Here is a 13,652-nt window from a genome sequence, read left to right as displayed (position 1 = left end):
CTAGCTCGCATCCGAAGGCGCAGCAGCCTCGCGCAAGTGCATGGCGCGCTGCTCGATGCGTTGCAGAACGTCGTAGGTGACGGCGAGGTCCTCGGGCGAGATGTCTTTCAGGAGCTGGGCGCGGACGCGCCGTAGCACCCGGTTGATCTCCTCCGCCTTGGCTTCGCCCTTGCCGGTCAAATGCAACGTCTTGGCCCGTCGGTCGGTCGGATCCTCGCGGCGCTCCACCAGGCCTTCGGCCTGCAGCAGGTCGATCAGGCGCACGAGAGACGGGCCCTCGATTCCGATCTCCTCGGCGAGCACGCCTTGCCGGGCGCATTCGCCGCGGCGCGACAGCACGCGCAGCGGATGCGATGTGGCTTGCGACAGGCCGTGATCGGCCAGCGCCTGGTCAGCCTCACGCCGCCACAGCCGCGCGATCCGCGCGATGAGAAGGCCGAGTTCCGCCTGAATGGTGGTGTGCGAAGGAGCCATGCAAAATAGATATGATACAAACCTTTAGGATGCAACTTATATGAGCGAACAATAATGATGTCCAAGGACGGCAGCGAATGGATCCTGGTGCGACGGTCAGGGCAGAGCGGGACGGCTCCGGTGCGATGCGCGCCGGCGCGATGGCGCTGGTTCCGACCGTCATTGTCGTGGTGGTGGACGCCACCGCGCTCGGCATCATCCTGCCGCTATTGCCGTTTTACGCGCAGGCGCTCGGCGCCACGCCCTTCATGGTCGGCGCGCTCGTCTCGGTCTATGCAGTCTGCCAACTGGTGGCCGGACCGATCGTCGGCATGCTGTCCGACCGCTATGGCCGCCGGAATGTGCTCCTCGCCAGCCAGCTTGGAACCTTTGCTGGCCTCGTGCTGCTGGCGCTCGCCAACGATCTGACGCTGGTGTTCCTGGCTCGCATCATCGACGGACTGACCTCCGGAAACATCTCGGTGGCTCACGCTTATGCCGCCGAGCACAGTTCTCCTTCCGCCCGTAAACAGGCCCTCGGCATGACGAGCGGTGCAATCGGGACGGGCCTGTTGATCGGACCTGCGGTGTCCGGGTTGCTGGTCCCATTTGGACATGCCGCGCCAGTCTGGGCCGCGGCGATGCTGTCGATGCTCAGCATCGCTGCGACGTGGCTGCTGCTCCCGGCCGATCAACCGACCTCGGAGACCATCTGCGTGCCGCGGCTTCCGGAGCGGCGGACCACGCGGACCATGCTCGGCTTGCGCTATGCGTGGCGGCTGCTCGGATTGTTGCTGGTGTTCTTCCTGGCGAATGCGATGTTCATTTCGCAGATCGGCCTGTTCCTGTCGGCGCGTTTCCGCTGGGATGGTCATCCCTTCGGCGCACGCGAGCTTGGCTGTGTGTTCGCCTATGCCGGCTTGATCAATATGATCGTCCAGGGCGTCCTGATCACAAGGGTCAATATGTTCGCATCCGACCGGACCATCATCATCCTGGCGTTCGGCGGCATGGCGGCGGGATGTGTTGGGCTGGCCTTCGCGAGCACGCTCGGTCTTCTTGCCTTGTGCCTCACCCTGATTATCGCCGGCAGCATGATCGTGCGCAGCACGCTGACTGCGGAACTGTCACGCAGTGCAGCGATCGAGCGCCAGGGCATGATCATGGGATTGAACCAGTCGCTGATGTCGATCGCCAACATCGCGGCACCGCTGGTCAGCGGCGCGCTGATCGGGCGGGGGTTGCATACGATGTGGGCCTTGGCGATTGCGGTGATCACAGGCTGCGGCGCCTCGTTGGCGGCGCGCCTTCTGTCGTCCCGACACACAGGAGACGCCAAGGCTGCGAAACATTCGGCCCTGGCGTCAGCTTGACCTTGACGCCTGCGACCGGCTCAGCGCAGCGGCTTTTTCAATAGCGAGAAGCGATCCGGGTCGAGCCCCATCGACGGCTGCAGCAGGGGCGCATCGAGCGGCATCGATAATCCCGCACCCCGGTCAGAACTGACGGAATCGCCCTGGGCGTCGCGGCTCGAGGTGGCACCGCGCCAGCGCTCGAGAACCGCGCTGACGAAGTGCATGTCGTGGCCGGCGTTGATCGACGGAACGGTGGCGATGGTCGCTTCGCTGCGCGGCATCTGATGCGGCGGCACTTCCTTGAAGCGCAACCGGGTCGGCAGCGCGACGCCTTCGCCGAACGCCAGCACCTCGCGGGTGCCAAGCGACGGCACGAACGACAACAGGTTCGCGGCGGCGTCCGAGACCGCCGAACGCAACAGCGACTGGTCGCGCTCGTTGGCGAGGCGCATCGTGAACAGCGTGTTGCACTGGGAGATGATGGTGGCATCGAGCTCGGCGGGACGCTGGGTGACGAGGCCGAGATAGACGCCGTATTTGCGGCCTTCCTTGGCGATGCGTGACACCGCCTTGCGGGTCGGCCCGAAGCCGATCGAACGGTCGGCGGCGGCATATCGATGCGCCTCTTCGCAGATGAAGAGCAGCGGCGAGACGCCGTCGCTCCACAGGCCGAAGTCGAACGCCATGCGGCACAACACCGATACCACGGAGTCGACGACCTCCGCGGGGAAGCCGGCGAGCTGCATCACGGTCATCGGCCGGCCGTTGGCCGGCAGGCGGAACAGATGGCTGATCACCTCCGCCATGGTGTCGCCGCCGACATTGGCGTTGTCGAACATGAAGGCGTAGCGCGGATCGTTGCGCACGGTTTCGATGCGCGAGATCAGCTTGTGGTAGATGATGCGCGAGGAGCGGTTCTCGAGCTTGCCCATGCGCTCATCGATCTGATTGATCAGATCGACCAGCCGATAGGGCACGGGCGTATCGACGGTGTAGCCGACCATTTTCGGATCGGCGCGTTTCAATCCGATCCGATCCGTGCTCTGGTACTGGGTGTAGACGCCCTTGGCGAGCGGGATGACCTCCGCCAGGATATCGAGCTCCTCGGGCACGCCGGGACGGCCGCCGAACAGGACGTCGACGATCTCCTCGAAATTGAACAGCCAGAACGGCAGCTTGAGATTGCGCGGGTTGAGCACCAGCGCGCGGTCGCCGAAGCAGCGGCCATATTCGTTGTGCACGTCGAGCAGGAAGATGCGCAGATTGGGACGCGCTTTCAGGATCTCGTTCAGGAGCAGCGACACGCCGGTCGATTTACCAACACCGGTCGAACCGAGCACGGCGAAGTGCTTGGACAGCATTTCCTCGACATTGACGTAGGCGCGTACCGATGGATCCTGCTGCAGTGCACCGATGTCGATCTGGTCGCCGCCGGTCGGCGTGTAGATGGTGCGCAGCTCCTGGCTGGTGATCATCTCCACGGCATCGCCGATGGTCGGATAATGCGTGACGCCGCGTTGGAATTTGGGACGTTCGGCGGGGCCCAGGATCTCGCCCAGGAGGTCAACCGATGCGGTGGCGACGTAGGTTTGCGAGTCCGCGACCGCTTCGCTGGACACCTCGGTGATGAGGGCCACGATTGTGGCGTGCGGGGCACGGATACTGATGAAGCGTCCGACCGTGGCGCGGATCTCGGAGACGCTCAGCTGCTTGGCCGCCAGGATGCCGACGCGGGCCTGAGAGCCTCGCACCGAAATCACCTGCCCGAAGGATGTCACGGTCATAGAACCTGTGGTGGTCAGTGGGGTCGGACCGTCACCTTGGCGGCTGTGGCTGGAAAATGTGTTAAGCGTTTTACGCCGAGGAATTTGTTGAGGCGCGCATTTGCGGCCGCGGCGCTCTGCGGCGCTACCGCGGAGGTCCCTGAAGGGAACCGTAAGTTATTAGAAACTAAGCCGTTTCCGCTGCCGCGCGGAATCCGCATAGGCGCTGTGTGCATTTACGGGCGGTTTACCATTTCGACAGCGCTTTCGGATGGCGCGATCGGACGCGCAAGCCTTGAGGTGCATCGCCAGGTCGCGGTTGATTTGCTCCGGCCGGCAAGGTTCAGTTCAATCCATCTTCAGTCTGTGGAAGCGGCGAGCCTAATGGACGCAGAGCGCAGCGATATCCTGATCATCGGCGGCGGCATTGCGGGCATTGCCACGGCGCTCGATCTGCTCGATGGCGGGTGCTCGGTGTTGCTCGTCGATCGAGACGGAGAGGCTGTGTTCGGAGGGCTCGCCCGCGAAAGCTTTGGCGGCATGTTCTTCGTCGATTCCCCCGTGCAGCGCCGGCAAGGTATCCGCGACAGCACAGAGCTGGCGTGGCGCGACTGGCAAAGCTTCGCGGAGTTCGATCCGGACGACCAATGGCCGCGGGCCTGGGCGCAGGCCTATGTGAACCGCACCACGCGTGACGTCTATCGCTGGGTGCGCGGTTTCGGCGTCAGCTTTCTTCCCGTGGTGAACTGGGTTGAGCGCGGCGAATTCCAACCCGGAAATTCTGTCCCCCGGTTTCACATTGCTTGGGGGACGGGGAAGGGCATTGCCGAAGCGCTGATCGGCGCCCTGCGCAATCATGTCAAGGCCAGCCGCCTGACCCTGCGTTTCAACCGGCGCGTCGAGCGGCTGACCATTGAGGCCGGCCGCGTGGTCGGCGCCGAAGGCGTCGACGAAAAGAACGGCACGCCCTTTGCGGTCCGTGCCGAGCAGGTTGTCGTCGCAGCAGGTGGCATCAACGGTGACCTCGGTCGTGTCCGGCAGAACTGGCATCGCGACTGGGGCCGCCCGCCTGAAATCCTGCTCAACGGTTCGCACCGCTTCGCAGACGGCCGGCTGCATGATGCGAGCATGGCGGCTGGCGGTGTCGTCACGCATCTCGACCGGATGTGGAATTATGCCGCGGGGGTCCATCATCCGCGGCCGCGCAAGCCGAACCATGGGCTGTCGCTGGTCCCGCCGCGCTCGGCACTGTGGCTGAACTGGCAGGGCCAGCGGATCGGTCCGCAGCCTCTGGTGTCGGGCTTCGATACGCGGCGGCTGGTCACCGACATCTGCCGCGAGGCACGGCCGTATTCGTGGCAGCTCATGAACCGCACCATCGCGCTGAAGGAGCTCGCGGTCTCCGGCGCCGAGTTCAATCCGTCGATCCGCGAGAAGAACCGGCTCGGCTTCTTGCGCGACATCCTGCGCGGCAATCGCTGGCTGGTCGATGAGCTGACCGGGGGTTGCCCGGATTTTGTCACCGCATGGAGCCTGCCCGAACTGGTCGAAAAGATGAATGCGCTGCAGGGCGACCGGGCGGTGTCGCTCGCGGCGGTGACGGATGCGGTCAGATCCTACGATGCGACGATTGCGCGGGGCGCCAGCCTGATGAACGACGAGCAGCTTCGCCGCATTGCGAGCCTGCGGCTCTACCGCGGCGACCGCATCCGACTCTGCAAATTCCAGCCGATCGAGGACAAGCGCGCGATGCCGCTGATTGCGGTGCGCGAATTCATCATCAGCCGCAAGAGTCTCGGCGGCATCGTGACTGATCTGCAGAGCAGGGTGCTCGACGCGGCAGGCCGGCCCATCGCTGGACTCTATGCGGTCGGGGAGGCCGCGGGCTTCGGTGGCGGCGGCATGCATGGCCTGCGCGCGCTCGAGGGCACTTTCCTCGGCGGCTGCATTCTGTCGGGGCGGCTCGCGGCGGCATCGATCAACGGCAAGACAGAATTCTTGAACGGGTGAGGAAACGACATGAAGAGAACGGGAGCCTGGCTCACGGCCTATGCGCTGGAGCAGATCGGGGCGCGTTTCACCTTTGGCATTCCCGGCGTGCACACGACCGAGCTCTACGATGCCCTGAACAACTCCAACCGCATCACGCAGGTCCTGGTGACCCATGAGGGCGGCGCGTCCTTCATGGCGGACGCGGTGAGCCGCCTGTCCGATTCCATCGGCGTGCTGACGGTGGTTCCGGCCGCCGGCCTGACCCATGCCGCCAGCGGCATCGGTGAGGCCTTTCTCGACGGCGTTCCGATGCTGGTGATCACCGGCGGGCCGCGCACCGACAGCGGCCATCGTTATCAGCTGCACCAGATGGACACGCATAAATTCATGGGGGGCCTCACCAAGGCGACATTCCATGTGACGCGCCACGAGGACGTGGTGCCGACCTTGTTCGAGGCCTACCGGATCGCAACCTCAGGCGAACCAGGGCCGGTGTTCGTCGAGTTGGCGGTCAATATCCTGTTGCTGACGGATGAAGTACCCGAGCTGCCGCAGTTCAAGCCGGCTCCGCCACTCGCGCCGCAAGCAGCGACGCAAATTGCCCAAGCGGCCGAGCTGCTCTCGACGGCCAAGCGGCCCTGCATCTTCGCCGGCTGGGGTGCGCGCAATGCCACCGCCGAGCTTATCAAGCTGGCCGAATGGCTGCAGGCGCCGGTTGCTACCACGCTGCAGGGGTTGTCGGTCTTTCCGGGCAATCATCCGCTGCATGTCGGGTTCGGCTTCGGGGCTTCGGCGGTGCCGGCGGCGCAAAACGCGTTCAAGGAGTGCGACTGTCTGATCGGGATCGGTACCCGCTTTGCCGAGATCGCCACCGGCAGCTATGGCGTCACGGTTCCGGACAATCTGATCCATGTCGACATCAACCCGGGGGCGGTTGGCGCCAATTTCCCGGCCAAGGTCGGCCTGGTCGGCGATGCCGCGACCGTGCTGCGGGAGCTGCTTGCGGCGCTCGAGGCGAAGGGCGCGCGCCGCGCGACCAACAGCGCCCTGCGCGAGCAGATCGCCAACGACAAGGCTGCCTATCGCGCGACCTGGTACCGGCACGACACGGCCGGACTCGTGAACCCGGCACGGTTCTTCGACGAGCTGCGCCGGCAGACGCCTGACAATGGCATCCTCGCCATCGATGATGGCAACCACACCTTCCTCACCGCCGAGTTGATGCCGATCCACGCGCCAAAGAGCGTGATCCTGCCAACCGATTTCAACTGCATGGGCTACGCCGTGCCGGCCGCAATCGGTGCCAAGCTGGCATGTCCTGATCGCAGCGTGCAGGCGATCGTCGGCGACGGCGCCTTCACCATGACCTGCATGGAAATCCTGACCGCGGCGAGCAATGGTCTCGGCATCATCTATTACGTCTTCAATGACGGTGAGCTGGCGCAGATCGCGCAGGCGCAAGCGATCCCCTATGGCCGCAAGCCCTGCACGAAGCTCGGCAAGCTCAACATCGAAGGCGTGGCGCTCGCCACCGGCGCGGCCCACGTGCCGATGAACGACAATGCGGCGATCGCGGGCGCGATCGCGCAGGCCAAGGAGATCGCGAGCACCGGACGGCCGGTGATCGTGGTGGTCAAGATCGACTATTCCAAGAAGACCGCGTTTACGCTCGGAACCGTCAAGACCAATTTCGGCCGCTTCCCGCTCAACGAAAAGCTGCGCTTTCTGACCCGCGCGGCCGTCCGTCACGTGGTGGGGTAGTCCGGTCAAAGTTTGATCGCGATCAATAGGAACGGCCGCGGCGCCCGGTACCTTTTGCCCGGGCGCGAAGGAGCGGCATGCCGGTCGGCCCTACGGCGCAAAGCGTCGGGACATCTCCGGCGCCGGCGGCTCACTCGCGCGTTTTTGAAACCGGGAGAATGCCATGGCTGAACCTACGAAAGTGCCTGCCACCGCCGAGAAGGCGTCCGCCCCGTCCATGCAAGGACGCTGGCCGTTCGACAATTTGCGTCGCGAGATCGATCGCGTGTTCGAGGACTTCAACACCGGCTTCTGGCGCACGCCGTCGCTGTTCGAGAATTTCCCTAACCTGGCCCGCGCAAGGTTTGCGGTCGCTCCGGCCGTGGATGTCGCCGAGCATGACAACGCCTATGAGGTGACCGCCGAGTTGCCGGGGCTCGACGAGAAGAATGTCGACGTCAAGGTCGCCAATGGCGTGCTTTCGATCAGGGGCGAGAAGCAGGAAGAGAAAGAGGAGAAGAAGAAGGACTATTACCTGCGCGAGCGCAATTTCGGCTCCTTCGAGCGCTCCTTCCAGATCCCGGACGGGGTCGACACCAACAAGATCGAGGCGGTGTTCAAGCAGGGCGTCTTGAAGGTCACGCTGCCGAAGAAGCCGGAAGCGGCCCAGGCCGCCAAGAAGATCGACATCAAGGCCGCCTGAGCATGTCCTCCGACCGGCCGCATCTGGGCTTCGCCCAGGTGCGGCTATTGCGTCCGTAGCGCAATAGCCAAATCGCACCATAGTTTTGCTGCGCCGTGTCGCTATCACCTATCGCCTATTGAGGCGCGTTTGCTTGGGCGCCGAGCCAGCGGCGGCGCCGCGACAGCTCGCTCAACAAGCGCGCCGAAGAGACACAAGCGTAGTGAGGAGTTTTCCTGATGACGACGTGGTGCGTTCGCGGACTTGTTGCCGGCGGATTGGCCCTGATGGCGCTGCTGCCGGAAGCGGCTTCTGCTCACGACTATCTGTACTGTTTGCAGGGGCGCCGGTGGGGCTATCCGGGCAACTGCCAGTTCCGCAATTTTCAGCAGTGCCGGGCCGCGGCCTCGGGCACCGACGATGATTGCGGCATCAACCCGCGCGCGGCCTTTGCCTGGCAAGGACGATATCAGAACCAGTGGCATGAGCAGGATCCGTGGCAGGGGCCACGATACTATCGGGGCTGGTAACCACAGGGAACCGTCTTGCGCTGACGGGGAGGGCCGCTATCCTGTCCGAAACACCGCTGCGGGAGGCTGAACAGGCTGCCTCCTCTCGGAGAATGAACAGGACGGGAGGATTTGACCGATGGGCAAGCTCGCACTGGCTGCGAAAATCACCCATGTGCCCTCGATGTATCTCAGCGAGCTGGACGGCCCGGCCAAAGGCAAGCGGCAATCCGCGATCGACGGCCATATCGAGATCGGGCGGCGCTGCCGCGAGGCCGGCGTCGATACCATCGTCGTGTTCGACACCCATTGGCTGGTGAACGCGGGTTATCACATCAATTGCGCACCGCATTTTGAAGGCCTCTACACCTCGAACGAGCTGCCGCACTTCATCGCCAACATGACCTACGCCTATGACGGCAACCCGGAGCTCGGCCAACTCCTCGCAGAGGAGGCCAATGCGGAGGGGGTCGTCACCATGGCGCATGCGGCGACCTCGCTTGCGCTCGAGTATGGCACGCTGGTGCCGATGCGCTACATGAACCCCGACCGCCACTTCAAGGTGGTGTCGGTGTCGGCGCTCTGCACCTCGCATTATCTTTGGGAAAGCGCCAAGCTCGGCTGGGCGTTCCGCCGCGCCGTCGAGGATCATTACGACGGCACGGTGGCCTTCTTCGCCTCGGGCTCGCTCAGCCATCGCTTCGCGCAGAACGGCACCGCGGACGACTATCGCGACAAGATGTTCAGCCCGTTCCTGGAGCGCCTCGACCACGAGGTGATCCAGATGTGGGAGCACGGCGAGTGGGCCGATTTCTGCGACATGCTGCCGGAATATGCCAGCAAGGGGCATGGCGAAGGCTTCATGCACGACACCGCGATGCTGCTCGGTGCGCTCGGCTGGAACCACTACGACCGCGGCGTCGAGGTGCTGACGCCGTTCTTTCCGTCGTCTGGCACGGGCCAGATCAATGCGGTCTTCCCGGTCTCGCCGATGCCGAAGGCGCTCGACGACATCGGCCGGCCGCGCACGCCGGCGCTGGCGGGCGGGAGGCTGTGAGGACCGGCGCGCCTCACCAGATCTCCGCGCGCCTCAGCATCTCAGCGAGATCTTCCGGGTAGATCTGGTCGGCGGTTGCAGCGAGTTCGGCTTGCGTCCACCAGCGGTGCTCGGCGATGGCGGCGCGCTCCAGCTCGGTCCAGTGCATCGGCGAGATGCCGGCGCGGTCGACCCTGATGAGAAAGAAGCGCTCGTCGGCGCTCACCGTCTCGTCCTCGACGAGCGTGAACACCGTGGATCGCTGGGCGATCTGCGGGCCGGGATGATCGATGCGGATGCCCGTCTCTTCGAACATCTCCCGGCAGGCCGCCGCTTCATAGCTCTCGCCCGGATCAAGCCCGCCGCCCGGCGTCGCCCAGAATTGCTGTCCGATCAGCGCGCCGGCCAAATGGACGAACTTGAACAGCAGCACTCTCTTGCCGGGATCAATGACCAGGAGGCGGGAGGAAGGACGTTGGCGCATGAGGGGGACTTTCTGGCAGTCCCCGGCAGCCTCGGTGAGAGTCCTAGAGGAACTTGTGCGAGCGGCGCTTCAGCGCGCTGCCGCGCCGCTGTCAAGGGTTGCGGAAATGCGGCAACTCTGCATAGTGGCGGCCATGCGCAAGACCCTTCCCCTAGCTCTGTTCGTCCTGGCCGCCGGTGTCGCCGCCTGGTGGCTCTCCGGCGTCGCCCATGATGATCTCGGCCTGTCGGGGCAGGCGGTGCGGATCGACGCGCTGCTGTCGGCGGCTGGCCTCGGCGGCGTTCTCGTGCTGGCCGAATATTCGGACCGTTTCGGCAAGAAGCCGTAGGCGTCCGGCGGACACCGCCTCAGGTGCGGGCGGCCTGAGTTCTTTTCCGTCGTAATCCTCGACAATTTGCACCCCACGGCAGCACCGACGATCACGCCACCGGACCAGCGCGGACCGACGACCAGCGGCCCAAGGACGATCCAAGGGATGACGGCGCGCCGAAGCCGGGGTAGGCGGTAAAGTCAGCCGGCCGAAGTGAGCGGTGCGGGCGCGTCCTGATTCACATGTCAAACAGCTGATGGGGTGCACGACCGCAGCCTCGCGACACCTGGTGTCCGAGCTTTGCTGATAGCGCCGCCCTCTTGGAAGATCGAGGGCGCAGGGAAGGCCGGGTGCTGGCCGCACCCATGGCCCCCGTGCGAACAAGAATGCACGGGGCAGGAACCACAGGTTTGGCCGAGGCATCCCGACCTTCCCTGCGCGACGGTTTTAACGCTTATACGCGCTCTCCTCGGGGACCGGCTCTCTTGCCCCCGTCATCGATGCGATGCGCGAGCATCGTCACCAACTTGGCATCAGCACCGGGATGCCGGACCACGCGACTTCACGTCCGCACCAGGATTGTTCGTCCGCCGCTGAAAAGCGTGCTGCAACCTGCTGCATCCATCGCATCCCGCGCCCAACGTCCGTGACGACCGCGAACCGCCCCTCTTGTGAGCACGAGACGCGGCAGAGAATCGCGGTGATTTGCCCGACATGGCAAGGCCGCACGCGTGCGACAGATTGGCACGACGGGCAAGCGGCGTTGAAATAACTAGAACAGTTGTAGCAGGCGCGCCTTCTCTAGTCCCGTATTGCGTCACGCGACGGAAATCGAACGCGTTGCGTCGGAAGACATCGAGTTGGCGGCGGCATATTTCACGCATCTCTCGCGTAAGTTGAAGGTCTAGCAATTAAACGTCTGGTCTGAGCTGAACGCGGATTGCCACACCCAGAGATAGAATGTCGACTTTCAACCTGCGTGAGAATCGGTTACTTCAAGTTAGTAGCTGGGACAAATCGTAACAATGAACCGTCGTGAGCGCCGGGCCTCGCACACCAAAGTGAAGCCCAAACCTGTTAAGCCCGATGGTGCTGAGAACTTCTATCAGTCAGCTTTGCGCGAGGTGGCGAGTGGCCGCCATGCGGACGCCGAGCGGTCCTGCCATCTGGCGCTTGCGGTTGATGAAGCGCACGCGCCAACTCTTAATTTACTGGGTATCCTCGCGCTGCAGGCGCAGCAGTATGAGACTGCACTGCAGTGGATATCCCGCGCGATACAGCAAGATCTCCAGCCTCAATACTTCCTGAGTCTTGGCACGGTCCTGCAGCTCCAAGGACGCTCAGATGAGGTGATCAAGGTTTTCGACAAGGCGATGGAGCTCGGTCCCGAAAGCGCCGATCTATGGATGCTCCGGGGCAATGCCCTTGTCGGCCTGCAGCAGTTCGCTGACGCGGTCTCGAGCTTCAAGCGTGTATTGGAGCTCAACGCCCGACATTGGGATGCGGCAAATCAGTGCGGCATCACGCTTCAACGATTGGGGCGGATCGACGAGGCGCTCGCCTATCTCGATTTGAGCGACACTTTGCGGCCCAACCAGGTGCCGACGCTCTTGATGCGTGGTGCACTTCTGAATGGCCTGAAGCGCTTCGAGGAAGCTCTTTCGATCTGCCGGCGAGCCAACGAGATCGAACCAGGCAACGCCGATATCTGCGTCAAAACGGGCATTGTCTTGCGCACAATGCGCAGAGACGAAGTAGCGCTGGAATGGTTTGAGCGGGCACTGGCTCTGCAACCTGGCTCCAGAGATGCGCTGCACGACAAGGCCGCTGTTTTGACGAAGCTTCGTAGGTTTGATGAAGCTTTCGAGATCTACAGACGGTTAAAGGACACTGACCCGAGAGACGCGTTGGCTGATCTGGGGACGGCTCATTTGAACCTCTTGTTGGGGAATTTCGAGGCGGGCTGGTCTGGCCGAGAGGTTCGTTGGGACTTGCCGAACTCTTATCCTCGGTTCCGGCCGCCGATGTGGCAGGGTCAAGATAGCATCAGGGAAAAGACCATCGTCATCGCAGCCGACGAAGGACTCGGCGATATGATCCAGTTTGTCCGCTATGTGCCCATGGTTGTAGCGCTAGGTGCCCGCATCATTCTCGCGGTTCAAAAGCCCTTAATTCCCTTGTTGTCGAACATGCCCGGGATTTCGCAGTGTATTTCGGTCTCGGAGGCAGCCAACGTTGCGGCAGTCGACTTCCATTGCCCGATCATGAGCCTTCCATTCGCGTTTCGAACGACGTTAGCGACAATTCCTGCACCCGCGTCTTATTTGCCGGCATCTGATCCGGACCGGATCCAAGCCTGGGAAGAGCGTCTTGGTACACATGAAAAATTGCGCGTCGGTGTGGTCTGGTCGGGCAACCCAAATCATTTGGACGACCACAATCGCTCGATCCCATTGCGAACGTTCTCCCGTCTGTTCGGCGGAGACGCGGCGTTCATCAGTCTGCAGAAAGAGCCGAAGCCGGAAGACAAGGCCGTTCTGCAGGAGATGAGCGAGATCTTGGACCTGACGAGCCAACTCACCGATTTCGCGGATACGGCCGCGCTGATCACATGCCTGGATCTTGTGATCACGGTCGATACCAGTGTCGCTCATCTCGCCGGCGCGCTTGGCCGTCCCACCTGGACGCTTCTGTCGTACACGCCGGACTATCGCTGGTTGCTCGACCGTGATGATAGCGCCTGGTACCCGACCATGCGTCTGTTCCGTCAGCGGGAAAGACGCGACTGGGTCGAAGTGGTCGACCAGGTGAGAGATGCGCTTCACGAACTGATCGCCCAAAGAACGTCATCTCCCCGACGATCCTGAGCGATAGGACCGCGTGGTCGGCGGTTATCCTCAGGCCAGGAAATCAATCGCGCTTTCAAGAATCCAATATTGCAGGTCGTTCGACGCCACCGCTGGGCCGCCTGTTGGCGGTGATTATCTTTATGTGTCGCTCGACAGGTCCCGAACATTTTTGCCGCTTTGGCCAACCAACCTCGTGTCCCTCGCCGATTGCGGGCGAGCTTCACGATATTGGTTGCGCTCCGCCGGGCGCCGCAAGGGTTAGGGCCTTTGGGCAGGTTGGTTGGCCAGCGTAGGCCTATTACGGGGAGCTTGTCGCTAAACTGGCTGGGGAACCTGGATTCGAACCAAGACAAACAGAGTCAGAGTCTGTTGTGCTACCGTTACACCATTCCCCAACGGAATTGCCGAGCAATCTCAAGCGCTTGTTGAACTGTCCGGCAGTGGTGCGCGAAGCGCGGTGGGAGTCAGAGCCGCCGCGG

General features: G+C 63.3%; 11 protein-coding genes and 1 tRNA gene. 8 read left to right on the top strand and 4 right to left on the bottom strand.

The genetic code is table 11. The features are described from left to right. The gene (locus ACQR1W_RS04380; protein ID WP_434849641.1) at nucleotides 1–474 is read right to left on the bottom strand and encodes a MarR family winged helix-turn-helix transcriptional regulator; all 474 of its coding nucleotides are present in this window, start codon (nucleotides 472–474) and stop codon (nucleotides 1–3) included. 77 nt (nucleotides 475–551) lie between these two features. On the opposite strand from ACQR1W_RS04380, the gene ACQR1W_RS04375 reads away from it, so the two are divergent. Further along, entirely contained in the window at nucleotides 552–1,826 is a 1,275-nt protein-coding gene (locus ACQR1W_RS04375; RefSeq protein ID WP_434849640.1) for an MFS transporter, read from the top strand. Nucleotides 1,827–1,846: 20 nt separating this feature from the next. On the opposite strand, the gene ACQR1W_RS04370 is transcribed toward ACQR1W_RS04375, so the two are convergent. After that, a complete protein-coding gene (locus tag ACQR1W_RS04370; protein WP_434849639.1) occupies nucleotides 1,847–3,592 on the bottom strand; it encodes an ATP-binding protein in 1,746 nt (581 codons plus the stop codon). Between the two features lie 87 nt (nucleotides 3,593–3,679). Between ACQR1W_RS04370 and ACQR1W_RS04365 the strand changes: the two genes are divergently transcribed. The 5 genes from ACQR1W_RS04365 (at nucleotide 3,680) to hpaD (ending at nucleotide 9,551) form a co-directional block, all read left to right on the top strand. Beyond that, nucleotides 3,680–5,581 carry an FAD-binding dehydrogenase gene (locus ACQR1W_RS04365; RefSeq protein WP_434849638.1) on the top strand — a complete coding sequence of 634 codons (1,902 nt, stop codon included), beginning with the start codon at nucleotides 3,680–3,682 and terminating at the stop codon, nucleotides 5,579–5,581. Between the two features lie 9 nt (nucleotides 5,582–5,590). Continuing rightward, the gene (locus ACQR1W_RS04360) at nucleotides 5,591–7,324 is read left to right on the top strand and encodes a thiamine pyrophosphate-binding protein (RefSeq protein ID WP_434849637.1); all 1,734 of its coding nucleotides are present in this window, start codon (nucleotides 5,591–5,593) and stop codon (nucleotides 7,322–7,324) included. Between the two features lie 163 nt (nucleotides 7,325–7,487). After that, nucleotides 7,488–8,006, top strand: coding sequence for an Hsp20/alpha crystallin family protein (locus ACQR1W_RS04355; RefSeq protein WP_434849636.1), 519 nt, complete (start codon nucleotides 7,488–7,490; stop codon nucleotides 8,004–8,006). A gap of 218 nt (nucleotides 8,007–8,224) precedes the next feature. Continuing rightward, nucleotides 8,225–8,515: a DUF3551 domain-containing protein gene (locus ACQR1W_RS04350; protein WP_434849635.1), complete on the top strand. Its 291-nt coding sequence runs from the start codon at nucleotides 8,225–8,227 to the stop codon at nucleotides 8,513–8,515. A gap of 118 nt (nucleotides 8,516–8,633) precedes the next feature. Then, complete coding sequence (gene hpaD / locus ACQR1W_RS04345; protein ID WP_434849634.1) at nucleotides 8,634–9,551, top strand: 3,4-dihydroxyphenylacetate 2,3-dioxygenase; 918 nt, start codon at nucleotides 8,634–8,636, stop codon at nucleotides 9,549–9,551. Between the two features lie 13 nt (nucleotides 9,552–9,564). On the opposite strand, the gene ACQR1W_RS04340 is transcribed toward hpaD, so the two are convergent. Then, on the bottom strand, nucleotides 9,565–10,014 hold the full coding sequence (locus ACQR1W_RS04340; RefSeq protein ID WP_434849633.1) for an NUDIX hydrolase: 450 nt from the start codon (nucleotides 10,012–10,014) through the stop codon (nucleotides 9,565–9,567). Between the two features lie 133 nt (nucleotides 10,015–10,147). On the opposite strand from ACQR1W_RS04340, the gene ACQR1W_RS04335 reads away from it, so the two are divergent. Continuing rightward, a complete protein-coding gene (locus ACQR1W_RS04335; protein WP_008973675.1) occupies nucleotides 10,148–10,342 on the top strand; it encodes a hypothetical protein in 195 nt (64 codons plus the stop codon). Between the two features lie 1,007 nt (nucleotides 10,343–11,349). Continuing rightward, on the top strand, nucleotides 11,350–13,191 hold the full coding sequence (locus ACQR1W_RS04330; RefSeq protein WP_434849632.1) for a tetratricopeptide repeat protein: 1,842 nt from the start codon (nucleotides 11,350–11,352) through the stop codon (nucleotides 13,189–13,191). A gap of 303 nt (nucleotides 13,192–13,494) precedes the next feature. On the opposite strand, the gene ACQR1W_RS04325 is transcribed toward ACQR1W_RS04330, so the two are convergent. Beyond that, nucleotides 13,495–13,568, bottom strand: a tRNA-Gln gene (locus tag ACQR1W_RS04325). Nucleotides 13,569–13,652: the final 84 nt, after the last annotated feature.

Source organism: Bradyrhizobium sp. HKCCYLS1011 (assembly GCF_051167795.1).
Taxonomy (GTDB): Bacteria; Pseudomonadota; Alphaproteobacteria; order Rhizobiales; family Xanthobacteraceae; genus Bradyrhizobium.
Note: the sequence above shows the minus strand (reverse complement) of the source record. Positions and strands in the feature narration are given on the sequence as shown.